Annotated in this window: 32 protein-coding genes; 28 read left to right on the forward strand and 4 right to left on the reverse strand. The window is 69.9% G+C overall.

The window, feature by feature from the left end; all coding sequences use genetic code 11:
* Positions 1 to 37: 37 nt before the first annotated feature.
* On the reverse strand, positions 38 to 1483 hold the full coding sequence (locus AC3X7Z_RS09930; protein ID WP_241005325.1) for a gamma-aminobutyraldehyde dehydrogenase: 1446 nt from the start codon (positions 1481 to 1483) through the stop codon (positions 38 to 40).
* A 195-nt stretch (positions 1484 to 1678) separates the two neighbouring features.
* On the opposite strand from AC3X7Z_RS09930, the gene AC3X7Z_RS09935 reads away from it, so the two are divergent.
* From AC3X7Z_RS09935 to trmB, 3 genes are all read left to right on the forward strand, one after another.
* The gene (locus AC3X7Z_RS09935; RefSeq protein WP_186342470.1) at positions 1679 to 2137 is read left to right on the forward strand and encodes an Lrp/AsnC family transcriptional regulator; all 459 of its coding nucleotides are present in this window, start codon (positions 1679 to 1681) and stop codon (positions 2135 to 2137) included.
* Positions 2134 to 3522: an aspartate aminotransferase family protein gene (locus tag AC3X7Z_RS09940; RefSeq protein WP_186342469.1), complete on the forward strand. Its 1389-nt coding sequence runs from the start codon at positions 2134 to 2136 to the stop codon at positions 3520 to 3522. The genes AC3X7Z_RS09935 and AC3X7Z_RS09940 overlap by 4 nt, the downstream gene beginning before the upstream one ends.
* A gap of 65 nt (positions 3523 to 3587) precedes the next feature.
* Complete coding sequence (gene trmB / locus AC3X7Z_RS09945; protein ID WP_489975809.1) at positions 3588 to 4319, forward strand: tRNA (guanine(46)-N(7))-methyltransferase TrmB; 732 nt, start codon at positions 3588 to 3590, stop codon at positions 4317 to 4319.
* Here the strand turns inward: trmB and AC3X7Z_RS09950 are convergent.
* Complete coding sequence (locus AC3X7Z_RS09950) at positions 4295 to 4717, reverse strand: hypothetical protein (RefSeq protein WP_186342468.1); 423 nt, start codon at positions 4715 to 4717, stop codon at positions 4295 to 4297. The two genes, trmB and AC3X7Z_RS09950, sit on opposite strands and share 25 nt — an antisense overlap.
* Before the next feature lie 499 nt (positions 4718 to 5216).
* On the opposite strand from AC3X7Z_RS09950, the gene rpsJ reads away from it, so the two are divergent.
* The 25 genes from rpsJ (at position 5217) to AC3X7Z_RS10075 (ending at position 19183) form a co-directional block, all read left to right on the forward strand.
* On the forward strand, positions 5217 to 5525 hold the full coding sequence (rpsJ, locus tag AC3X7Z_RS09955) for a 30S ribosomal protein S10 (protein WP_008360994.1): 309 nt from the start codon (positions 5217 to 5219) through the stop codon (positions 5523 to 5525).
* Between the two features lie 8 nt (positions 5526 to 5533).
* On the forward strand, positions 5534 to 6199 hold the full coding sequence (gene rplC, locus AC3X7Z_RS09960; protein ID WP_186342467.1) for a 50S ribosomal protein L3: 666 nt from the start codon (positions 5534 to 5536) through the stop codon (positions 6197 to 6199).
* Positions 6200 to 6201: 2 nt separating this feature from the next.
* Positions 6202 to 7077, forward strand: coding sequence for a 50S ribosomal protein L4, sunset domain variant (gene rplD, locus AC3X7Z_RS09965; protein ID WP_186342466.1), 876 nt, complete (start codon positions 6202 to 6204; stop codon positions 7075 to 7077).
* Positions 7074 to 7379 carry a 50S ribosomal protein L23 gene (gene rplW, locus AC3X7Z_RS09970; RefSeq protein ID WP_186342465.1) on the forward strand — a complete coding sequence of 102 codons (306 nt, stop codon included), beginning with the start codon at positions 7074 to 7076 and terminating at the stop codon, positions 7377 to 7379. The genes rplD and rplW overlap by 4 nt, the downstream gene beginning before the upstream one ends.
* Before the next feature lie 24 nt (positions 7380 to 7403).
* Positions 7404 to 8240 carry a 50S ribosomal protein L2 gene (rplB, locus tag AC3X7Z_RS09975; protein ID WP_489975810.1) on the forward strand — a complete coding sequence of 279 codons (837 nt, stop codon included), beginning with the start codon at positions 7404 to 7406 and terminating at the stop codon, positions 8238 to 8240.
* A gap of 5 nt (positions 8241 to 8245) precedes the next feature.
* Positions 8246 to 8527 (forward strand): 30S ribosomal protein S19, encoded by a 282-nt coding sequence (gene rpsS, locus AC3X7Z_RS09980; protein ID WP_090969263.1) that lies wholly within the window; start codon positions 8246 to 8248, stop codon positions 8525 to 8527.
* Positions 8524 to 8967: a 50S ribosomal protein L22 gene (gene rplV, locus AC3X7Z_RS09985; RefSeq protein ID WP_186342463.1), complete on the forward strand. Its 444-nt coding sequence runs from the start codon at positions 8524 to 8526 to the stop codon at positions 8965 to 8967. The genes rpsS and rplV overlap by 4 nt, the downstream gene beginning before the upstream one ends.
* The gene (rpsC, locus tag AC3X7Z_RS09990) at positions 8967 to 9785 is read left to right on the forward strand and encodes a 30S ribosomal protein S3 (protein WP_186342462.1); all 819 of its coding nucleotides are present in this window, start codon (positions 8967 to 8969) and stop codon (positions 9783 to 9785) included. The genes rplV and rpsC overlap by 1 nt, the downstream gene beginning before the upstream one ends.
* 4 nt (positions 9786 to 9789) lie before the next feature.
* Positions 9790 to 10209: a 50S ribosomal protein L16 gene (gene rplP, locus AC3X7Z_RS09995; RefSeq protein WP_186342461.1), complete on the forward strand. Its 420-nt coding sequence runs from the start codon at positions 9790 to 9792 to the stop codon at positions 10207 to 10209.
* On the forward strand, positions 10209 to 10451 hold the full coding sequence (gene rpmC, locus AC3X7Z_RS10000; RefSeq protein WP_206054509.1) for a 50S ribosomal protein L29: 243 nt from the start codon (positions 10209 to 10211) through the stop codon (positions 10449 to 10451). Before rplP ends, rpmC begins: the two co-directional genes overlap by 1 nt.
* Complete coding sequence (gene rpsQ / locus AC3X7Z_RS10005; protein WP_186342460.1) at positions 10448 to 10729, forward strand: 30S ribosomal protein S17; 282 nt, start codon at positions 10448 to 10450, stop codon at positions 10727 to 10729. The genes rpmC and rpsQ overlap by 4 nt, the downstream gene beginning before the upstream one ends.
* 103 nt (positions 10730 to 10832) lie before the next feature.
* On the forward strand, positions 10833 to 11201 hold the full coding sequence (rplN, locus tag AC3X7Z_RS10010; protein WP_056599693.1) for a 50S ribosomal protein L14: 369 nt from the start codon (positions 10833 to 10835) through the stop codon (positions 11199 to 11201).
* 3 nt (positions 11202 to 11204) lie between these two features.
* Entirely contained in the window at positions 11205 to 11558 is a 354-nt protein-coding gene (rplX, locus tag AC3X7Z_RS10015) for a 50S ribosomal protein L24 (protein ID WP_222129775.1), read from the forward strand.
* A 1-nt stretch (position 11559) separates the two neighbouring features.
* On the forward strand, positions 11560 to 12126 hold the full coding sequence (gene rplE / locus AC3X7Z_RS10020; protein WP_186342458.1) for a 50S ribosomal protein L5: 567 nt from the start codon (positions 11560 to 11562) through the stop codon (positions 12124 to 12126).
* Position 12127: 1 nt separating this feature from the next.
* Complete coding sequence (locus tag AC3X7Z_RS10025; RefSeq protein ID WP_011757321.1) at positions 12128 to 12313, forward strand: type Z 30S ribosomal protein S14; 186 nt, start codon at positions 12128 to 12130, stop codon at positions 12311 to 12313.
* Between the two features lie 69 nt (positions 12314 to 12382).
* Positions 12383 to 12802, forward strand: a complete 420-nt coding sequence (gene rpsH / locus AC3X7Z_RS10030) for a 30S ribosomal protein S8 (protein WP_135838853.1) — start codon at positions 12383 to 12385, stop codon at positions 12800 to 12802.
* 34 nt (positions 12803 to 12836) lie between these two features.
* The gene (rplF, locus tag AC3X7Z_RS10035) at positions 12837 to 13379 is read left to right on the forward strand and encodes a 50S ribosomal protein L6 (protein WP_186342457.1); all 543 of its coding nucleotides are present in this window, start codon (positions 12837 to 12839) and stop codon (positions 13377 to 13379) included.
* A 1-nt stretch (position 13380) separates the two neighbouring features.
* Positions 13381 to 13764, forward strand: a complete 384-nt coding sequence (gene rplR / locus AC3X7Z_RS10040) for a 50S ribosomal protein L18 (RefSeq protein ID WP_186342456.1) — start codon at positions 13381 to 13383, stop codon at positions 13762 to 13764.
* A gap of 40 nt (positions 13765 to 13804) precedes the next feature.
* Positions 13805 to 14419 carry a 30S ribosomal protein S5 gene (gene rpsE, locus AC3X7Z_RS10045; RefSeq protein ID WP_186342455.1) on the forward strand — a complete coding sequence of 205 codons (615 nt, stop codon included), beginning with the start codon at positions 13805 to 13807 and terminating at the stop codon, positions 14417 to 14419.
* Positions 14419 to 14601 carry a 50S ribosomal protein L30 gene (gene rpmD / locus AC3X7Z_RS10050; RefSeq protein ID WP_056599717.1) on the forward strand — a complete coding sequence of 61 codons (183 nt, stop codon included), beginning with the start codon at positions 14419 to 14421 and terminating at the stop codon, positions 14599 to 14601. The genes rpsE and rpmD overlap by 1 nt, the downstream gene beginning before the upstream one ends.
* Before the next feature lies 1 nt (position 14602).
* On the forward strand, positions 14603 to 15043 hold the full coding sequence (gene rplO, locus AC3X7Z_RS10055) for a 50S ribosomal protein L15 (protein WP_186342454.1): 441 nt from the start codon (positions 14603 to 14605) through the stop codon (positions 15041 to 15043).
* A 190-nt stretch (positions 15044 to 15233) separates the two neighbouring features.
* Positions 15234 to 16529, forward strand: coding sequence for a preprotein translocase subunit SecY (gene secY / locus AC3X7Z_RS10060; RefSeq protein ID WP_186342453.1), 1296 nt, complete (start codon positions 15234 to 15236; stop codon positions 16527 to 16529).
* Positions 16530 to 17105, forward strand: a complete 576-nt coding sequence (locus tag AC3X7Z_RS10065; protein ID WP_186342452.1) for an adenylate kinase — start codon at positions 16530 to 16532, stop codon at positions 17103 to 17105.
* Between the two features lie 15 nt (positions 17106 to 17120).
* Complete coding sequence (gene map, locus AC3X7Z_RS10070) at positions 17121 to 17945, forward strand: type I methionyl aminopeptidase (RefSeq protein ID WP_489975811.1); 825 nt, start codon at positions 17121 to 17123, stop codon at positions 17943 to 17945.
* 206 nt (positions 17946 to 18151) lie between these two features.
* A complete protein-coding gene (locus AC3X7Z_RS10075) occupies positions 18152 to 19183 on the forward strand; it encodes a TerC family protein (RefSeq protein WP_186342450.1) in 1032 nt (343 codons plus the stop codon).
* Positions 19184 to 19210: 27 nt separating this feature from the next.
* Here the strand turns inward: AC3X7Z_RS10075 and AC3X7Z_RS10080 are convergent, their stop codons facing one another.
* The gene (locus AC3X7Z_RS10080) at positions 19211 to 20638 is read right to left on the reverse strand and encodes a serine/threonine-protein kinase (RefSeq protein ID WP_489975812.1); all 1428 of its coding nucleotides are present in this window, start codon (positions 20636 to 20638) and stop codon (positions 19211 to 19213) included.
* Positions 20635 to 21801: an FHA domain-containing protein gene (locus tag AC3X7Z_RS10085; RefSeq protein WP_489975813.1), complete on the reverse strand. Its 1167-nt coding sequence runs from the start codon at positions 21799 to 21801 to the stop codon at positions 20635 to 20637. The genes AC3X7Z_RS10080 and AC3X7Z_RS10085 overlap by 4 nt, the downstream gene beginning before the upstream one ends.
* Between the last annotated feature and the right edge of the window lie 20 nt (positions 21802 to 21821).

Here is a 21821-nt window from a genome sequence, read left to right on the forward strand (position 1 = left end):
CGGCCCGCATGCGGTTCACGACTCGATCACGACTCGATCACGACTCGATGTTGGCCATGACGTGCTTGACGCGGGTGTAGTCCTCGAAGCCGTACATCGACAGATCCTTGCCGTAGCCCGACTTCTTGTAGCCACCGTGCGGCATCTCGGCGACGAGCGGGATGTGGGTGTTGATCCACACGCAGCCGAAGTCGAGGGCCTTCGACATCCGCATCGCCCGACCGAAGTCCCTGGTCCACACCGAGGAGGCGAGGCCGTAGTCGACGCCGTTGGCCCACCGGATCGCCTCGTCCTCGTCGGCGAAGCGCTGCACGGTGATCACCGGCCCGAAGATCTCGTTCTGGATCGCGTCGTCGTCCTGGCGCAGCCCCGACAGGACCGTGGGCTCGAGGAAGTAGCCGTCGCCGAGGTCGGTGCGTCGGTTGCCCCCGGCCGCGACCGTGGCGTGCGAGGGCAGGTCCTCGACGAACCGGCTGACCCGCGCCAGCTGGGTGGCGTTGTTGACCGGGCCGAAGAGGGCGTCGGCGTCGTCGGGCAGGCCCACCGGCGCCGAGGACCGGGCGTAGTCGGCGAGCGCGGCGACGAAGTCGTCGTGGATGCCGGGGGCGACGAGCACGCGGGTCGCGGCCGTGCAGTCCTGCCCGGCGTTGAAGTAGCCCGCGATCGCGATGCCCTCGACCGCCGCCTCGATGTCGGCGTCGTCGAACACCACGACCGGCGCCTTGCCGCCGAGCTCGAGGTGCACGCGCTTGACCTGCGGCGCGGCGCTGGCGGCCACCTCGGCGCCGGCCCGGACCGACCCGGTGATCGCGACCATGGCCGGGGTCGGGTGCTCGACCAGCAGGCGACCCGTCTCCCGGTCGCCGGTGACCACGTTGAGGGTGCCGGCCGGCAGGTGCTCCGCGGCGAGCTCGGCCAGGCGGAGCGTGCTCGTCGGCGTGGTGTCGCTCGGCTTGAGGACCACGGTGTTGCCGGCCGCGAGCGCCGGGCCGATCTTCCACACCGCCATCAGGAGCGGATAGTTCCAGGGCGTCACCTGGCCCACCACGCCGATCGGCTCGCGCCGGATCCACGACGTGTGCCCGGCGAGGTACTCCCCGGCCGCCCGGCCCTCGAGCACCCGGGCCGCGCCGGCGAAGAACCGGAGCTGGTCGACCATCGGCGGGATCTCCTCGGTGGCGGTCAGCGCCTTGATCTTGCCGGTGTTCTCCGACTCCAGGGCGATCAGCTCCTCGGCGTGCTCCTCCACGGCGTCGGCGATCGCGAGGAGGGCCTGCTGGCGCTCGCTGGGCGTCGTACGCCCCCACTCGCCGAAGGCGCGCTCGGCGGACGCGTAGGCGGCGTCGACCTCCTCGGCCCCGCTGACCGGCGCGTGCGCCACGACCTGGCCGGTGGTCGGGTCGACGACGTCGCTCGTCGCGCCGGCGCTGCCGTCGACGTAGGTGCCACCGATGAAGTTGCGCAGGGTGCGTGGGCTGGTCACGAGTGTCCTCCCGGGTCGGGTTCGGTGAAGGGAGGGTAGGACCTGGCAGCGAGCCATCGCCACAGTTCTCACCGACGAATGTGTGGGAAACGCAGAATTAACGGCCTCGACACACGGATTCCGCGCTGTCCGACTTGCGGACGACGGGCCGCCACCCCCACCATTGCGCCATGAGCGAGCCAGGGGAGCACGTGCATGGGTGAGGGACAGGTCCGCCTCGACGACACCGCCAAGCGCATCATCGAGCTGCTCCAGGAGGACGGCCGGATCTCCTACGCCGCCATCGCGAAGGCGGTGGGGCTGTCCGAGGCCGCCGCCCGCTCGCGGGTGCAGAAGCTCCTCGACGCCGAGGTGATGCAGGTCGTCGCCGTCACCGACCCGACGCAGGTCGGGTTCGCCCGGCAGGCGATGATCGGCGTCCGCACCGAGGGCGACCCCCTGCAGGTGGGGGACCGGCTCGCCCAGCTCAGCGAGGTCGACTACGTCGTCACGACCGCCGGCAGCTTCGACCTCCTCGTCGAGGTGGTGTGCGAGGACGACCCGCACCTGCTCGACGTGATCCGTCAGGTCCGTGAGCTCGAGGGCGTGGTCTCCTCCGAGACCTTCGTCTACCTCAAGCTCAACAAGCAGCACTACAACTGGGGAACGAGATGAGCCTGCACCCGTACGACGAGTCCTTCGACCACCAGGCCGCCGGACGCGACCACCTCTGGCTGCACTTCACGCGGCACTCGACCTACGAGGACGGCGGGGAGATGCCGCTGATCGTCAAGGGCGAGGGGCACAAGATCTGGGACAGCCACGGCCGCGAGTACATCGACGGCCTCGCCGGCCTCTTCGTGGTCCAGGTCGGCCACGGCCGCGAGGAGCTGGCCGAGGCCGCGGCCCGGCAGGCCAGGGAGCTGGCCTTCTTCCCGCTGTGGTCGTTCGCGCACCCCCGCGCGGTCGAGCTGGCCGACCGGATCGCCGCGATGGCGCCCGGCGACCTCAACCGGGTCTTCTTCACCACCGGCGGCGGCGAGGCGGTGGAGTCGGCCTGGAAGCTCGCCAAGCAGTACTTCAAGCTCACCGGCAAGCCCGGCAAGCACAAGGTCATCTCGCGCGCCGTCGCCTACCACGGCACCCCGCAGGGCGCGCTCTCGATCACCGGCATCCCGCCGCTGAAGGAGATGTTCGAGCCGCTGGTGCCCGGCGCCCACAAGGTGCCCAACACCAACTTCTACCGCCGCCCCGAGCACGTCGGCGACGACGAGAAGGCGTTCGGCCGCTGGGCAGCCGACCGCATCGCCGAGGCCATCGAGTTCGAGGGCCCCGACACGGTCGCCGCGGTGTTCCTCGAGCCCGTGCAGAACGCCGGCGGCTGCTTCCCGCCGCCGCCCGGCTACTTCGAGCGGGTCCGCGAGATCTGCGACGAGTACGACGTGCTGCTGGTCTCCGACGAGGTCATCTGCGCCTTCGGCCGGGTCGGCCAGATGTTCGGCGCCACCGAGTTCGGCTACCAGCCCGACATCATCACCTGCGCCAAGGGCATGACCTCCGGCTACTCGCCCATCGGCGCGATGATCGCCAGCGAGCGGCTCTTCGAGCCCTTCAAGAAGGGCACGACCGCCTACGCGCACGGCTACACGTTCGGCGGCCACCCGGTCTCCTCCGCGGTGGCGATGGCCAACCTCGACATCTTCGAGCGGGAGGGGCTCACCGACCACGTGCAGCAGAACGCCCCGGCGTTCCGCGCCACCCTCGAGAAGCTGCTCGACATCCCGATCGTCGGCGACGTGCGCGGGCACGGCTACTTCTACGGCATCGAGCTGGTCAAGGACCGCGAGACCAAGGAGACGTTCGACGACGCGGAGTCCGAGCGGCTGCTGCGCGGCTACCTGTCCGGCGCGCTGTGGGAGGCCGGGCTCTACTGCCGCGCCGACGACCGCGGCGACCCGGTCATCCAGCTCGCGCCGCCGCTCATCATCGGCCAGCCCGAGTTCGACGACATCGAGCAGCGGCTGCGCTCGGTGCTCACGGGCGCGCTCGCGCACCTCTGAGGACTGCCTCCCGGCCGGCCGAGGCTGATGTGCGTCCGGCCGGGGGGAGCGGGGAGGATGGGGGCGTGAACGACGTCGTACGCCCTGCCCGCCCGCACCGCAAGCTCACCGAGGACGGGCGCCGGATGCGCGAGGTGCTCACCTACTCGCGCCGCGGCAGCCGCTTCACCCCGCGCCAGGCCGAGTCCTGGGCGGCCCACCACGCCGACTGGGTGATCCCGGAGGACGCGATCGACCGCCCCGGCTTCTCGCTCACCGAGTGGTTCGGTCGCGACGCCCCGTTGATCGTCGAGATCGGCTCGGGCATCGGTGAGGCCACCTCGGTGCTCGCCGCCGCGCGCCCCGAGCACAACGTCCTCGCGCTGGAGGTGTGGCTGCCCGGCATCGCCGACTCGCTCTGGCGGGTCGCCGAGGCGGGCGCCGACAACGTGCGCTTCTGCGCCGTCGACGCCGTCTGGTCGCTGGAGAACCTGCTCGGCCCGGGCAGCGTGGAGGAGCTGTGGACCTTCTTCCCCGACCCCTGGCGCAAGACCAAGCACCGCAAGCGGCGCCTGGTCAATCCCGCCAACGCCGCGCTCGCCTCGTCGCGGCTCGTGCCCGGCGGCGCCTGGCGGCTGGCCACCGACTGGGCCGACTACGCCGTGCAGATGCGCGAGGTGCTCGACGCGGAGCCGACCCTCGAGGGCGGGCCCGTCGAGCGCTGGGCCGAGCGCCCGGTCACCAGGTTCGAGCGCAAGGGCCGCGACGTCGGACGTGACATCGTCGACCTCTGCTACCGGAGGTCCGTGCGGGACTGATCGAGCACGAGGCCGGCCTCCCGGAGCAGGTGCTCGAGCCGCAGTCGCTCGGCGTCGCGCTCGGTGCCCTCGGGCAGCTCGCTCATCAGGTCGGGCACCTCGAGGGTCCGCGCCGCCTGGGCGAGCAGGTCGTCGTAGGCCGCCAGGATGCCGCGCCGTCGCGCCATCGGGGTGCCCGGGGCCGGGGCCAGCGCCACGCGGCGCACCCGCCGCACGTCGGCGGCCAGCTCCTCGATCGCCGGCGCGGACGCGACGGACGGCGACGACGGGGGAGGGGGCGGGGCGAGGCGCCGCCGCAGCCGCCGCACGGCCCGGTCGAGCTCGGCGGGACACACGGCGGCGCCCATGACGCCGGCCAGCGCCACCGTGCAGAGGACGAACACGACCATGGCGGTCATGTCTCGACGGTAGGTCGGGCCCGCGGGACGGGCAAGAGTCGCTGCGGACCGCGATCCCGCGTAGACTGGACACTGCTTCCGGCACCGCTCGCGCGGCGTCGGGGAGCCCCCGGAGCCGGACCTCGTCGGACCCGTCGCCTGCGATTTGGCGTGGGTGTGCGGAGTCTGTCAAGATGTTCCGGTTGCTCCGGCGGGTCGCCGGGGTGCGGCACCACTTGACTTCTGAATCGCGTCTCCTTGATCGAGCCAGTCGTCTGCGTGCGCCGCACCAGGTCACATGGTGATCGGAGACCCGACCAGATCCGACAACCGTCGGGTGCCACCCAGAGCAGCACCGATCCCCAGGGGTCGTGTCACGAAGCCCGATGTTTTCAGTCGGGGGTGCGACACGCCCGACCGCGGGGGTCGGAGGGTGGAGGAGAGACAGGCGGCGCTCGCCCACCAGGGGCGAGGGACCGAAACCAGACCAGGCGTACGAGATCGAAGAGGACAGGGACCTATGGCGGGACAGAAGATCCGCATCAGGCTCAAGGCCTATGACCACGAGGTGATCGACACCTCGGCGCGGAAGATCGTGGACACCGTCACCCGTACGGGTGCGAAGGTCGCCGGCCCTGTGCCGCTGCCGACCGAGAAGAACGTGTACTGCGTCATCCGTTCGCCCCACAAGTACAAGGACTCCCGCGAGCACTTCGAGATGCGCACCCACAAGCGCCTGATCGACATCATCGACCCGACGCCGAAGACCGTCGACTCGCTGATGCGTCTCGACCTGCCTGCCGGTGTCGACATCGAGATCAAGCTCTGAGGCGCGACATGGCTAAGACTTTCGAACGCAACGTCAAGGGACTGCTGGGCACCAAGCTCGGCATGACCCAGCTCTGGGACGAGAACAACCGCGTCGTCCCCGTGACCGTCATCGCCGCGAGCACCAACGTGGTGACCCAGGTCCGCCAGCCCGAGGTGGACGGCTACAACGCCATCCAGGTCGGCTTCGGCGAGATCGAGGCCCGCAAGGTGAACTCGCCCGAGACGGGCCACTTCACCAAGGCCGGCGTCACCCCCCGCCGCCACGTCGCGGAGATCCGCACCGCCGACGCCGCCTCCTACACCGTGGGTCAGGAGCTCGGGGTCGACACCTTCGCCGCGGGCGACGAGATCGACGTCACCGGCACCAGCAAGGGCAAGGGCTTCGCCGGCACGATGAAGCGTCACGGCTTCTCCGGCGTCTCGGCCTCCCACGGTGCCCACCGCAACCACCGCAAGCCCGGCTCCATCGGCGCCTGCGCCACCCCGGGTCGCGTGTTCAAGGGCACCCGCATGTCGGGCCGCATGGGCAACGACACGGTCACCACCCAGAACCTGACGGTGCACGCCGTCGACGCCGACAAGGGCCTGATCCTGCTCAAGGGCGCCGTTCCCGGCCCCCGCGGCGGACTCGTGGTCCTGCGCTCGGCGGCCAAGAAGACGCAGGAGGCCTGAGCATGGCTGTCAAGACCGTCAAGGTCGACCTCCCCGCCGAGATCTTCGACGTCGAGGTCAACATCCCCCTGATCCACCAGGTCGTCGTGGCCCAGCAGGCCGCTGCGCGCCAGGGCTCGCACTCCACCAAGACCCGCGGCGAGGTCCGCGGCGGTGGCCGCAAGCCCTACAAGCAGAAGGGCACCGGCCGCGCCCGCCAGGGGTCGACCCGCGCCCCGCAGTTCGCCGGCGGTGGCACGGTCCACGGCCCGCAGCCGCGCAGCTACGACCAGCGCACCCCCAAGAAGATGAAGGCCGCCGCCCTGCGCGGTGCCCTCTCCGACCGGGCCCGCAACGACCGCGTCCACGTGGTCGACGGCCTGGTGTCGGGCGACAAGCCCTCCACCAAGGACGCGCTGGCCGCGCTGACCTCGCTGACCGACCGCGTGGGCTACCTCGTGGTGCTCGAGCGTTCCGACGCGATCACCTGGCTCTCGCTGCGCAACGCGCCCGAGGTCCACATCGTCGCCGTCGACCAGCTCAACACCTACGACGTGCTGGCCGCTGACGACGTGGTCTTCACCAAGGGTGCCTACGACGTCTTCGTGGGTGGCGCCTCCGCTGCTCCGGCCACGAAGTCCGAGAAGACCGAGCAGGCCGCGCCCGCCGCGACCGAGCAGGCCGCCGACGAGCCGGCCCTGCCGGCCGGCGCGAAGGCTCCGCTCAAGAGCGGCAAGAACCCCAAGGGCTATGAGGTCCAGGGCCTGCAGTCCGGCAGCTACCTCGTCGAGGGCGACGCCGGCTACGACGTCTCGGGCGGCGACTTCTGGTTCAAGTCCGTCGAGGACGCCGAGGCCGCTGGTCTGACCCGCGCCGAGGAGAAGGAGAGCGACAAGTGAGCACCCTGCACAAGGACCACCGCGACGTCCTGATCGCCCCGGTCGTGTCGGAGAAGAGCTACGGCCTGCTCGACGCCAACAAGTACACCTTCATCGTCCACCCGGACGCCAACAAGACCGAGATCAAGATCGCGGTCGAGAAGGTCTTCGACGTCAAGGTCACCTCGGTCAACACGATCAACCGCCAGGGCAAGACCCGTCGCACCCGCTACGGCCTGGGCAAGCGGCCCAACACCAAGCGTGCGATCGTCAGCCTCGCCGAGGGTCACCGCATCGACATCTTCGGAGGTCCGGTCTCCTGACCGGGCTCCTGACTAGGAACTGATATGGCTATCCGCAAGTACAAGCCGACCACCCCGGGCCGTCGTGGCTCGTCGGTGGCCGACTTCGTCGAGATCACCCGGTCCACGCCCGAGAAGTCGCTGACGCGCCCGCTGCCCAAGAACGGTGGTCGCAACAACCAGGGTCGCATCACCACCCGGCACAAGGGTGGCGGCCACAAGCGCGCCTACCGCATCATCGACTTCCGTCGCTACGACAAGGACGGCGTCCCGGCCAAGGTCGCTCACATCGAGTACGACCCCAACCGCACCGCGCGCATCGCGCTGCTGCACTACGCCGACGGCGAGAAGCGCTACATCGTCGCGCCGCGCGGCCTGACGCAGGGCACGCCCGTGGAGTCCGGCCCCAACGCCGACATCAAGCCCGGCAACAACCTGCCGCTGCGCAACATCCCGGTCGGCACGACCATCCACTGCGTGGAGCTGCGTCCGGGCGGCGGCGCGAAGATCGCCCGCTCGGCCGGCAACTCCGCCCAGCTGGTCGCCCGTGAGGGCAGCCGCGCCACGCTGCGCATGCCCTCGGGAGAGATGCGCTTCGTCGACGTGCGCTGCCGCGCCACGATCGGCGAGGTCGGCAACGCCGAGCAGTCCAACATCAACTGGGGCAAGGCCGGCCGCATGCGGTGGAAGGGCGTTCGCCCGACCGTCCGCGGTGTCGTCATGAACCCGGTGGACCACCCGCACGGTGGTGGTGAGGGCAAGACGTCCGGTGGACGCCACCCCGTCTCCCCCTGGGGCAAGCCCGAGGGCCGCACGCGCAAGCGCAAGGCCAGCGACTCCCAGATCATCCGTCGTCGCAAGTCCGGCAAGGGTAGGAAGTAACCGACATGCCTCGCAGCCTCAAGAAGGGCCCCTTCGTCGACGACCACCTTCAGAAGAAGGTGGACGCCGAGAACGAGAAGGGCAGCCACAACGTCATCAAGACCTGGTCGCGCCGGTCGATGATCGTGCCCGACATGATCGGTCACACCATCGCTGTGCACGACGGTCGCAAGCACGTCCCCGTCTTCGTGACCGACTCCATGGTCGGCCACAAGCTCGGGGAGTTCGCCCCCACCCGCACCTACCGCGGGCACGTCAAGGAAGACCGGAAGGGACGCCGTCGATGAGCACCACCGAGCGCAGCCGCACCAGCGCGCGCCGCGAGTCGCTGCTCGGCGACCAGCCGGGCGCGTACGCCAGCGCCCGCTACGTGCGGATCACCCCGATGAAGGCCCGCCGTGTCGTCGACATGGTCCGCGGCCTCCCGGTCGACGAGGCACTGACCCTGCTGCAGTTCGCGCCGCAGGCCGCCTCCGAGACCGTCTACAAGGTGCTCGAGAGCGCCGTCGCCAACGCGGAGACCACCGAGGGCCTCAACCGGGCCGACCTCGTGCTCTCCGTCGCCATGGTCGACGAGGGCCCGACGATGAAGCGTTGGCGTCCCCGTGCCCAGGGCCGGGCCACGCGCATCAACAAGCGCACCAGCCACATCACCCTCGCGGTGCAGCCGGCCGACGTGCTGGCCACGAAGAACGGCCGCGCCAACAAGAACGGAAGGGGTGCCTGATGGGTCAGAAGATCAACCCCAACGGCTTCCGCCTGGGCATCTCCACCGACCACAAGAGCCGTTGGTACGCCGACAAGCTCTACAAGTCCTACGTCGGTGAGGACGTCGCCATCCGCAAGCTGCTCTCCAAGGGCATGGAGCGGGCCGGCATCTCCAAGGTCGAGATCGAGCGCACCCGTGACCGCGTGCGCGTCGACATCCACACCGCCCGCCCGGGCATCGTCATCGGTCGCCGCGGCGCCGAGGCCGACCGCATCCGCGGCGAGCTCGAGAAGCTCACCGGCAAGCAGGTGCAGCTCAACATCCTCGAGGTCAAGAACCCCGAGGTCGACGCGCAGCTGGTCGCCCAGGGCGTCGCGGAGCAGCTCTCGGGCCGGGTGCAGTTCCGTCGTGCCATGCGCAAGGCGATGCAGACCTCGATGCGCTCGGGTGCCAAGGGCATCCGGATCCAGTGCTCGGGTCGCCTCAACGGCGCCGAGATGTCCCGCACGGAGTTCTACCGCGAGGGCCGCGTGCCCCTGCACACGCTCCGCGCCGACATCGACTACGGCTTCTACGAGGCCCGCACCACCTTCGGCCGCATCGGCGTGAAGGTGTGGATCTACAAGGGCGAGGTCGCCGGCACCCGTGCCGAGCGCCAGGCCCAGCAGGCCGCCCGCGCCGGTGCCCCCGGCCGCGGTGGCCGTCCCAACACCCGTGGCGGCGACCGTCCGAGCCGTGGCTCGCGCGGCGACCGCGCCCCTCGTGCCGAGGCCCCCGCCGAGACGTCTGCGGCCCCGGCCGCCGAGGCGGCACCGAGCACCGGACAGGAGGCCTGACCTCATGCTGATGCCCCGTCGCGTCAAGCACCGCAAGCAGCACCACCCCAAGCGTCGTGGCGCCGCGAAGGGCGGCACCACGCTGGCCTTCGGTGACTTCGGCATCCAGGCGATCGAGGGTCACTACGTGACCAACCGGCAGATCGAGTCGGCCCGTATCGCCATGACCCGCCACATCAAGCGAGGCGGAAAGGTCTGGATCAACATCTACCCGGACCGTCCGCTGACCAAGAAGCCGGCCGAGACCCGCATGGGCTCCGGCAAGGGCTCCCCCGAGTGGTGGGTGGCCAACGTCAAGCCCGGCCGCGTCATGTTCGAACTCTCCGGCGTCGACGAGACCGTTGCCCGCGAGGCCATGCGCCGCGCGATGCACAAGCTCCCGATGAAGTGCCGGTTCATCTCCCGTGAGGCCGGTGAATTCTGATGGCTACCAAGCTGAACGCCCACGAGCTCGACGAGCTCGACGCAACCGCCCTCGAGGCCAAGCTGCGCGAGGCCAAGGAGGAGCTGTTCAACCTGCGGTTCCAGGCCGCGACCGGCCAGCTGGAGAGCAACGGCCGGCTGCGCGTGGTCAAGAAGGACATCGCCCGCATCTACACCGTGGTGCGTGAGCGCGAGCTCGGCATCCGCACCACCCCGGGCACCAACGAAGAGGCGAAGGCATGAGCGAGAACACTGCCACCCAGTCCGCTGAGCGCAAGCAGCGCAAGGTCCGCGAGGGCCTCGTCGTGAGCGACAAGATGGACAAGACCATCGTCGTCGCCGTCGAGGACCGCGTGAAGCACGCCCTCTACGGCAAGGTGCTGCGCAAGACCTCGCGTCTCAAGGCGCACGACGAGACCAACCAGTGCGGCATCGGCGACCGGGTCCTGATCATGGAGACCCGCCCGCTCTCGGCCACCAAGCGCTGGCGCCTCGTCGAGGTCCTCGAGAAGGCCAAGTGACCTGAGGCCCCGGCCTCGAGCTCCACATCTTCCACACATCAGTTCGGCCAGGCTCGCTCCCCGCTGAGGGGGCGAGAACCAGCTCGACAACCAGGAGAAATCAATGATCCAGCAGGAGTCGCGACTCAAGGTCGCCGACAACACCGGTGCGAAGGAGATCCTCTGCATCCGTGTTCTCGGTGGCTCTGGGCGTCGCTACGCCGGCATCGGTGACGTCATCGTCGCCACCGTCAAGGACGCGATCCCCGGTGGCAACGTCAAGAAGGGCGACGTCGTCAAGGCCGTGGTCGTGCGCACCGTCAAGGAGCGTCGCCGCGCCGACGGTTCCTACATCCGTTTCGACGAGAACGCCGCCGTCATCCTCAAGAACGACGGTGAGCCGCGCGGCACGCGCATCTTCGGTCCCGTCGGCCGCGAGCTGCGCGAGAAGCGCTTCATGAAGATCATCTCGCTCGCCCCGGAGGTGTTGTGAGAGATGGGTAAGCACATGAACATCAAGAAGGGCGACACCGTCAAGGTGATCGCCGGCAAGGACAAGGGTGCCCAGGGCAAGGTCATCTCGGTGCTCCGCGAGGAGGACCGCGTGATCGTCGAGGGTGTCAACCTCGTCAAGCGCCACACCAAGTCCGTCCAGCAGACCAACACCACCGGCGGCATCATCACGCGCGAGGCGCCCATCCACGTCTCCAACGTGATGCTCGTCGAGGGCGACGGCGTCACCCGGGTCGGCTTCCGCCGCGACGAGGTCACCAAGCGTCGTCCGGACGGCTCGACCTACGCCGCGTCGCGCTCGGTCCGCGTGTCCCGCAAGAGCGGCAAGGAGATCTGAGATGGCCGAGACCCAGACCACTGAGATTCCCCGTCTCAAGGCGCGCTACCGCGAGGAGATCGTCCCCGCGCTGCGCTCGGAGTTCGAGATCGCCAACATCATGCAGGTGCCCGGCCTGACCAAGATCGTGGTCAACATGGGCGTCGGCGAGGCGGCTCGCGACTCCAAGCTGATCGAGGGCGCGATCCGCGACCTCACCGCGATCACCGGCCAGAAGCCGGCCGTGACCAAGGCCCGCAAGTCGATCGCCCAGTTCAAGCTGCGCGAGGGCATGCCGATCGGCGCCCACGTGACGCTGCGCGGCGACCGCATGTGGGAGTTCCTCGACCGCCTGCTGTCCCTGGCGCTGCCCCGCATCCGCGACTTCCGCGGCCTCTCGCCCAAGCAGTTCGACGGGCGCGGCAACTACACCTTCGGTCTCACCGAGCAGGTCATGTTCCACGAGATCAACCAGGACAGGATCGACCGGTCCCGCGGCATGGACATCACCGTCGTGACCACCGCCACCAACGACGACGAGGGCCGCGCGCTGCTCAAGCAGCTCGGCTTCCCGTTCAAGGAGAACTGACATGGCGAAGACTGCGCTCAAGGTCAAGGCCGCCCGCAAGCCGAAGTTCGCTGTCCGCGGCTACACCCGCTGCCAGCGCTGCGGCCGCCCGAAGGCCGTCTACCGCAAGTTCGGCCTGTGCCGGATCTGCCTGCGGGAGATGGCCCACCGCGGCGAGCTCCCCGGCGTCACCAAGTCCTCCTGGTAATTCACTCACACACGTTGAAGGTCCCGAGGCCGCGAGCCGCGGGAAACCACGACGAGAAAGAACCCCATCATGACGATGACTGACCCGATCGCAGACATGCTCACGCGTCTGCGCAACGCCAACCAGGCGTACCACGACGTGGTGTCGATGCCCTACAGCAAGATGAAGGCCGGCCTCGCCGAGATCCTCAAGCAGGAGGGCTACATCACCTCCTACGACGTCGCGGACAACGTGAGCGCCGAGGGCGAGCCCGCCGTGGGCAAGACGCTGACCGTGACCCTCAAGTACGGCCGCAACCGGGAGCGCTCCATCGCGGGCGTGCGCCGCATCAGCAAGCCCGGCCTGCGCGTCTACGCCAAGAGCACCAACCTGCCCAAGGTCCTCGGGGGCCTCGGTGTCGCGATCATCTCGACGTCGCAGGGACTGCTGACCGACCGCCAGGCGAACCAGAAGGGCGTGGGCGGCGAAGTCCTCGCCTACGTCTGGTGACCCGGACCATCTGAGACCAGGAAGAGAGAGAAGCATGTCGCGCATTGGCAAGCTCCCCATCGCGGTCCCGTCCGGTGTCGACGTCGCGATCGACGACTCGCTGGTGACCGTCAAGGGCCCCAAGGGCACCCTGTCGCACACCATCGCGTCGCCGATCACGGTCGCCAAGGGCGAGGACGGCATCCTCGAGGTGCAGCGTCCCGACGACGAGCGCAACAGCCGCTCGCTCCACGGCCTCACCCGCACGCTGATCCACAACATGGTCGTGGGCGTGACCGACGGCTACGAGAAGAAGCTCGAGATCGTGGGCGTGGGCTACCGCGTCCTGCCCAAGGGGCCGACGCAGCTCGAGTTCCAGCTCGGCTACTCGCACCCGATCATCTTCGACGCCCCTGAGGGCATCACCTTCACCGTCGAGGGCCCGACCAAGCTCGGTGTCGTCGGCATCGACAAGCAGCTCGTCGGAGAGGTTGCGGCCAAGATCCGCAAGCTCCGCAAGCCCGAGCCCTACAAGGGCAAGGGCGTGCGCTACGCCGGCGAGCACATCCGCCGCAAGGTCGGAAAGGCCGGTAAGTGACATGGCGATCTCGCTGTCCAACAACAAGCACACCGCTCCGCGCGTTCGTGCCCGTCTGCGCCGCCAGGCGCGCGGGCGCAAGCGGATCCACGGCACGACCGAGCGTCCGCGCCTGGTCGTGACCCGCTCGGCGCGTCACATCACCGTGCAGGTCGTCGACGACCTCGCCGGTGCGACGCTGGCCTACGCCTCGTCGATGGAGGCCGACGTCCGCAACGCGGGCGGCGACAAGACCGACCAGGCCAAGAAGGTCGGCGCGCTGGTGGCCGACCGGGCGAAGGCGGCAGGCATCGACGACGTGGTCTTCGACCGCGCCGGCAACAAGTACCACGGCCGCATCGCGGCCCTGGCCGACGCCGCCCGTGAGGGCGGCCTCCAGTTCTGATCGCCCGACACCCAAGAATGACGATTAAGGAGCAAGTCTCATGAGCGGAGCCCAGCGCGGACAGCGCGGTGGCGAGCGCCAGTCTGGTGACCGTCGCGGACGCGACAACGGTCGCAACCAGGCTGACAAGACCGCCTACATCGAGCGCGTCGTGGCGATCAACCGAGTCGCCAAGGTCGTGAAGGGTGGTCGTCGCTTCAGCTTCACCGCCCTCGTGATCGTCGGCGACGGTGAAGGTCTGGTCGGCGTCGGCTACGGCAAGGCGAAGGAAGTCCCCGCGGCGATCGCCAAGGGTGTCGAGGAGGCCAAGAAGCACTTCTTCAAGGTCCCCCGCATCCAGGGCACGATCCCGCACCCGGTGCAGGGCGAGAAGGCTGCGGGCGTCGTCCTGCTGCGTCCCGCCGCCCCCGGTACCGGCGTCATCGCCGGTGGCCCGGTGCGTGCGGTCCTCGAGTGCGCCGGCATCCACGACGTGCTGAGCAAGTCGCTCGGCTCGTCCAACCAGATCAACATCGTCCACGCGACCGTCGAGGCGCTGCGGATGCTCGAGGAGCCCGAGGCCGTGGCTGCTCGCCGCGGCATGCGGGTCGAGGACGTCACCCCGGCCGCGCTGCTCAAGGCGCGCGCCGAGGGCGCTGCGGAGGTGTCGGCCTGATGGCACAGCTCAAGGTCCAGCAGAAGCGCGGGCTGGTCGGCCTCAAGGCCAACCAGCGCGAGACGCTGCGCTCGCTCGGTCTCAAGCGGATCGGCGACGTCGTCGTGAAGGAAGACCGCCCGGAGATCCGGGGCATGATCAACACTGTCCGTCACCTGGTGACGTTCGAGGAGGTGGAGTGACATGACGCTCAAGCTGCACCACTTGCGTCCCGCTCCGGGCGCCAAGACCGCCAAGACCCGTGTGGGTCGCGGTGAGGGCTCCAAGGGAAAGACCGCGGGCCGCGGCACCAAGGGCACCAAGGCGCGCTACCAGGTGCCGTCCGCCTTCGAGGGTGGCCAGATGCCGATCCACATGCGCCTGCCCAAGCTGAAGGGCTTCAAGAACCCCTTCCGCGTGGAGTTCCAGGTCGTCAACCTCGACCGCCTCGGCGAGCTGTTCCCCGACGGCGGCACCGTGACCGTCGAGGACCTGGTCGCCAAGGGCGCCGTTCGCAAGAACCAGCCCGTCAAGGTCCTGGGCCAGGGCGACATCTCCGTCGCCGTCCAGGTCAGCGCCGACGCGTTCTCGAGCTCCGCCAAGGAGAAGATCGAGGCCGCCGGCGGCTCCGTGACCGTGGCCTGAGGTCACGATCTCGCTCATCCGGTGAAGGCCTGGCCGCACAGTGGGAACTGTCGGCCGGGCCTTCGTCGTTGAGCGGGGAAGCGGGTCCCACCCCGGCTGTTAGGCTTCCCCGGGCCCTCCGCCGTACGACGGCGAGGGTGTCTCGTCCGCCCGCCGACCCCGGTCGGGCACCCATACGAAAGAGGAACCAGTGCTAGGCGCGTTCGCCAACGCTTTCCGGACTCCGGACCTGCGGCGCAAGCTGCTCTTCGTCCTGCTGGTCATCACGATCTTCCGGCTCGGCTCCCAGGTGCCCACCCCCGGTGTGCACGTCGCCAACGTGCAGGCGTGCATCAGCCAGCTGGAGGAGGGCGGCCTCTACAGCCTGATCAACCTCTTCTCGGGCGGTGCGCTGCTCCAGCTCACCATCTTCGCGCTGGGGATCATGCCGTACATCACGGCCTCCATCATCCTGCAGCTGCTCGTCGTGGTGATCCCACGGCTCGAGGCGCTGAAGAAGGAGGGACAGGCCGGGCAGACGAAGATCACCCAGTACACGCGCTACCTCACCCTGGGCCTCGCCGTCCTCCAGGCGACCGGCATCGTCGCCCTCGCGCGCAACGGCGCCCTGCTGCAGGGCTGCACGCGCGACCTGCTCCACGACGACGGCACCGCCACGTTCCTCGTCATGGTCATCACCATGACCGCCGGCACCGCCGTGATCATGTGGCTCGGCGAGCTCATCACCGACCGCGGCATCGGCAACGGCATGTCGATCCTCATCTTCACCCAGGTCGTCGCGACCTTCCCGGCCGCGCTGTGGGGCGTGCAGACCTCGCAGGGCTGGGTCACGTTCGCCATCGTCATGGTCATCGGCCTCGTGCTGGTCGCGGGCGTCATCTTCATCGAGCAGGCCCAGCGCCGCATCCCGGTGCAGTACGCCCGCCGGATGGTCGGGCGCAAGATGTTCGGCGGCAACTCGACCTACATCCCGCTCAAGGTCAACCAGGCCGGCATCATCCCGGTCATCTTCGCCTCCTCGCTGCTCTACCTGCCGGCGATGGCGGTGCAGTTCAACCCCGAGAGCCAGAACCCCGTGCTCGACTTCATCGGGACCTACTTCGTCAACGGCGACCACCCGCTCTACATGGCGACCTACTTCCTGCTGATCATCTTCTTCACGTACTTCTACGTCTCGATCACCTTCAACCCTGTCGAGGTGGCGGACAACATGAAGAAGTACGGCGGCTTCATCCCCGGGATCCGGGCGGGCAAGCCGACCGAGGACTACCTGTCCTACGTCCTGTCCCGCATCACGTTCCCTGGAGCGCTCTACCTCGGCCTGATCTCGTTGGTCCCGCTCGTCGCGTTCGCGATGATCCAGGCCAACCAGAACTTCCCGTTCGGCGGCACGTCGATCCTGATCATGGTCGGTGTCGCGCTCGACACCGTGAAGCAGATCGAGAGCCAGCTCCAGCAGCGCAACTACGAAGGATTCCTGAAGTAGATGAGACTCATCCTGATGGGCCCCCCGGGAGCCGGAAAAGGCACGCAGGCCCGCTTCGTGGCCGACCACTTCGGCATCCCGGCGATCTCGACCGGCGACATCTTCCGGGCCAACGTCACGCAGGGCACGCCCCTCGGCGTCGAGGCCAAGCGCTACATGGACGCCGGCGAGTACGTCCCCGACGAGGTCACCAACCTGATGGTGCGCAACCGCATCGGCGAGGACGACGCCGCGCCGGGCTTCCTGCTCGACGGCTACCCCCGCACCCTGGCCCAGGTGGGCGAGCTCGACGAGATGATCGCCTTCACCGGTCACCGGCTCGACGCGGTCGTGGTGCTGACGGTCGACGCGGAGGAGCTCGTCCAGCGGCTCCTCAACCGCGCGGTGACCGACGGTCGCACCGACGACACCGAGGACGTCATCCGGCGCCGCCAGGAGCTCTATGCCGAGCAGACCGAGCCGCTGATCGAGGTCTACCGCGAGCGCGGCCTCCTGGTCGAGGTCGACGGGATGGGCGAGGTCGACGAGGTCACCGAGCGCATCTTCGGTGCCCTCGACGTCGTCCCGCAGAGCTGACGGTCGGGCGCACCCATGGGCTTCCGCGATCGCGGGATCGAGATCAAGACCCCTGAGCAGATCGACCTCATGCGGGTCGCCGGGCTGCTGGTGGGGGAGACGCTCGAGCTGCTGCGCTCGGCGGTCCGGCCCGGGGTGACGACGCTCGAGCTCGACACCCTCGCCGAGGCCCACATCCGCGACCACGGCGGCGTGCCGTCGTTCAAGGGCTACAGCCACCCGCCCTTCCCGGCGACGATCTGCGCGTCCGTCAACGACGAGGTCGTGCACGGCATCCCCGGGCCGCGCACGCTCGCCGACGGCGACGTGATCTCGATCGACTGCGGGGCGATCGTCGCCGGCTGGCACGGCGACGCCGCCGTCACGGTCCCCGTGGGCGAGGTGGCCGACGACGTGGCCGAGCTGCTGCGCGTGACCGAGGAGTCGCTCTGGCGCGGGATGGCCGCCGCGCGGCTCGGCGGGCGGGTCTCCGACATCAGCCACGCCGTCGAGTCCTACGTGCGCGCCCAGGGCCGCTACGGCATCCTCGAGGACTACACCGGCCACGGCATCGGCACCGAGATGCACATGGCGCCCAACGTGCCCAACGTCGGGCGCCGCGGCCGCGGTCCGTCGATCGTGGAGGGCCTGGCGCTCGCGGTCGAGCCGATGGTGACCCTCGGCAGCAAGCACACCGACCTCCACGAGGACGAGTGGACCGTCTCGACGGTCGACGGCTCCTACGCCGCCCACTTCGAGCACACGTTCACCGTGACCCCCGAGGGGGCCTGGGTGCTCACCGCGGTCGACGGGGGCCGCGAGCGGCTCGCGGCGCTCGGCGTCCCATTCGGCGGACGCTGACCCCTGGGGTTCGTGCCCACCGTGACGGGCGTGACAGACTGACGCGGTTGGAGGGGAGTATTCCCTGGTAGTGGTGTCGTCAGTACGGCGTCCGCGCGAGCGGCGCCCGGTGCCACTGGTCCGCCCGGTCGGGCGGGCGGAAGAGACCTCTGGCGTCCGTGCCGTGCGCGGACCCCGATCTCGCCTCATCCCTAGGAGCAAGCAGCGTGGACGTACCCACCTGGGTCTGGATCGCCACTGGCGTGGTGACCCTCGCGATCTTCACCTTCGACCTCGCCGTGGTCGGCCGCCGGCCGCACGAGCCGAGCATGAAGGAGTGCGCGACCTACCTGTCGATCTACGTCGGCCTGGCCATCCTCTTCGGCCTCGGCGTCTGGTACACATCAGGCGGCACGCCGGCCCTCGAGTTCTACTCCGGCTGGCTGGTGGAGTACTCGCTCTCCATCGACAACCTCTTCATCTTCATCATCATCATGGCCAAGTTCGCGGTGCCGCGTGAGCTCCAGCAGTACGCCCTGATGATCGGCATCGTGATGGCCCTGGCCATGCGGGCGGTCTTCATCGCCGTCGGCGCCGCGGCCATCAACAACTTCAGCTGGGTCTTCTACCTCTTCGGCCTCTTCCTGGTCTACACGGCGGTCAAGCTGGCCAAGGAGGGCTCGGAGGACGAGGACGACGAGTTCGAGGAGAACAAGCTCGTCGCGTTCGTCGAGCGTCGCTTCCCCGCGACCTCGGAGTGGCACGGCCGGAAGCTGGTCGTGAGCGGGGAGGGCGCGAAGAAGATGATCACGCCGATGCTCATCGTGATCATCACCCTCGGCACGACCGACCTGCTGTTCGCGCTCGACTCGATCCCGGCCATCTTCGGCATCACCAAGGAGCCCTACCTGGTGCTCACGGCCAACATCTTCGCGCTGATGGGCCTGCGCCAGCTCTACTTCCTGATCGGCGGCCTGCTCCAGCGCCTGATCTACCTGTCCTACGGCCTGGCGTTCCTGCTGGCCTTCATCGGCGTGAAGCTGTTCTTCCACGCGCTCCACGAGAACGAGCTGCCGTTCATCAACGGTGGCGAGCACCTCGACTACGCCTGGCTGGAGATCCCGATCTGGCTCTCCCTGGTGGTCATCGTGGCCACGCTGGCGATCACCGCGGTCGTGTCGCTGTGGGCCTCGAGCCGGATGTCGGCCCAGGAGCAGGACGCGGCCACCGGCCCGCGCCGCGACTGGGAGGACGACTGACCGCGGCCTGACGGCGCGACCCGCGGGTCAGGACACGCAGGCGCTCGCACTGGGCGAGTTGTCCGACCCGCGGGTCATCCGCACGTCGAGGCACACCGGGTCGTCGGTGCGGACCAGCAGCCGCCTGCGGGTGGTGGTGCCGTACTCGTCGGTGTCGTCGCGGTGCCAGCCGAACGAGTCGCCCGGCTCCACCGGCACCGGCGGGCGCCACTCGAACAGCACGCCGCGAGGTGTGCGGGTGCCGTTGAGGGTGACGGCCTCGGTGATCACGTCGGGCACCACGTCGGCGGGCGTCTGTGACGCGGTCGGCACCACCACCCCGGGGTCCTCCCCACGGTCGTCGCCTCCGAACACGAGGAGGGCGAGCACCACCGCGAGGACCGCCGCTCCGGCGCCGGCCCACACCAGTGCGGGCACGCGGCCGCGCTGCTCGTCCTCGTCGTCGCTCACGGGCGCGGGGACCTGCGCGGCGATGCGCCGCGGGCCGCTCGCCGAGATCACGGTGACCGGCTTCATCGCCGTGGCGTCGTCGGTGTCCCCGGCGTAGGCGGTGGCCCCGACGGCCGGTGCGGTGCTCACGGACGAGTCCGGGCGGTCGCCCTCGACGGCCACAGGCGTGCGGGGCCAGCCGGCGGCCGCCTCGATCCGCTGCAGGGCCCGGGCGAGCTCGAGCGCACTTGAGGGCCGGTGGTCGGGGCGCTTGGCCAGGCACTGCTGCAGGAGCCGGTCGAGCGCCGGCGGGACGTCGGGGCGCTGGGTGGCCGGCGCGGGGGCGTGCAGGATGCGGGCGCTGAGCGCCCGCGTGGAGTTGTCGCCCGACGGGATCGAGAACGGCGAGCGTCCCACCAGCAGGTGCCAGATGGTGGCGCCGAGCGAGTAGACGTCGGAGGCGACCGAGCCGTTGGAGCGCCCGTCGAGCAGCTCCGGCGGGGACCAGGGATAGGAGATGCGGACGTCGTTGTCGCCCTCGACGTCGGCGATGTGCCCGGCGATGCCGAAGTCGGTCAGGGCCGGCTCGTGATAGCTGGTGACCAGCACGTTGCTCGGCTTGATGTCGCGGTGCAGGATGCCCGAGCGGTGGGCGGTCTCGATGGCACTCGCCAGCTTGATCCCGGTGGAGACGGCGTCGACGGGCGCCATCGGGTTGGCGCGCACCCGCACGCCCAGGTCGGGCGGCGGGCAGTAGCGCATCACCAGGAACGGACGGCCGCCCTCGGCCGTCACCCCGGCGGTGATCACCGAGACGATGTAGGGGTGGTCGGCCAGGCGCGCCATCGCGTTGGCCTCGGCGGTGAAGAGGTACTTCTCCCGGTCGGTCAGCGGCACGTCGGGGCGCACCACCTTGACCGCGACCCGCTGCCGCGGCCACTGCTGCTCGTAGAGGAAGACGTCGGCGAATCCGCCGCTGCCCAGGTGCTCGACGAACGCGAACCCCGGGATGGTGGGGGCGCTCACCGGGCGACCGCCCCCGACTCGAAGCGCACGCTGTAGACGTGCGCCAGGTCGAGGACGCTGCCGGGCTCGAGGACGTAGGCGTCGCCGGGACGCATCCGCTCGGGGTCGCGGCCCGGCAGCGCGACGGTGGTGCCCCCGCGGCTCTCGAGGTCGCGGGCGACGACGTCCCAGCCGTCGAGCTCGATCTGCAGGTGGCGGCGCGAGACGAAGGAGTGGTCGGAGGGCAGATGGACGAGGTGGGGCCAGTCGGTGCTGCCCTCGGGCGGCGCGGGCTTGCGGCCCAGGATCACGCCGCGGTCGAGCGGCACCACCTCGCCGGTCGGGAGCCGCAGCCCGCCCAGCGGCGGGCGGTCGACGCGACGGGGCTCCTGCGGGGCGACGCGCTGGTGGCAGACCCGGCACTGCGGCGCGGCCGGCGGAGTGAGGTGGCCCAGCGGGCAGCTCACCGCCAGCACGGTCGGGACCGTGCCGTGCGCCAGGTGCGAGGGGCGCAGCGTCGTCGACCCGTCGTGGTCGTCGGACGCCCCGGCGGGGCCGGGCGCGGGCCGGATCGTGGTGTGCGCGCCCTCCTCGATCCGCTGCATGACGAGGGGATCGGGCTCGGAGGTGTCGGCCAGGGAGCCGGTGTCCTCGACGGGGCGGCGTACGCGGGTGCGCGGCGGCGGTCCGTCGGGTCCCTTGGCGGCGAGGATGTCGGCGGGGATCCCGTCGATGAGGGCCTCGGCCGCGGCCGGCGGGTCGCCCACGTCGGCACGCGGCGCGGGAGCGGTGCGGGTCGAGACCGGCGTGAGCTCGACGCGGTCGGCGGCCACGACCCCGCCCACGAGGCGTCGGGTGGGCGCGAGGCCGTCGGGATCGGCGCCTCGGTCGATGCCCAGCACGCGGGAGGGGCCGGCGAGGCGTACGTGGCCGGAGCCGCGCGACAGGGTGCTCGAGGCACCCGAGGTGAAGTCGGCGAGGGCCAGGGCGGGCGGGTCGCCCGCGAAGGCCCTCTCCGCGATGGCCAGCACCCGCTCCGCGACGCTCGCGCCCGATGGTGCGGTCGGCGACAGCGCGTCCCAGATGTCCTGGAGCACCTGCTCGTCACCGGGGTCGGTGAGCAGCACCCAGTGCGCCCCCCGCCCGACGAGCACGCCGGTCCCACTGGCGTACCGCGCTTCCACGATCAACCTCGGCTCCCCTC

The sequence above is a fragment of the Nocardioides sp. Z24_21 genome (assembly GCF_058134345.1).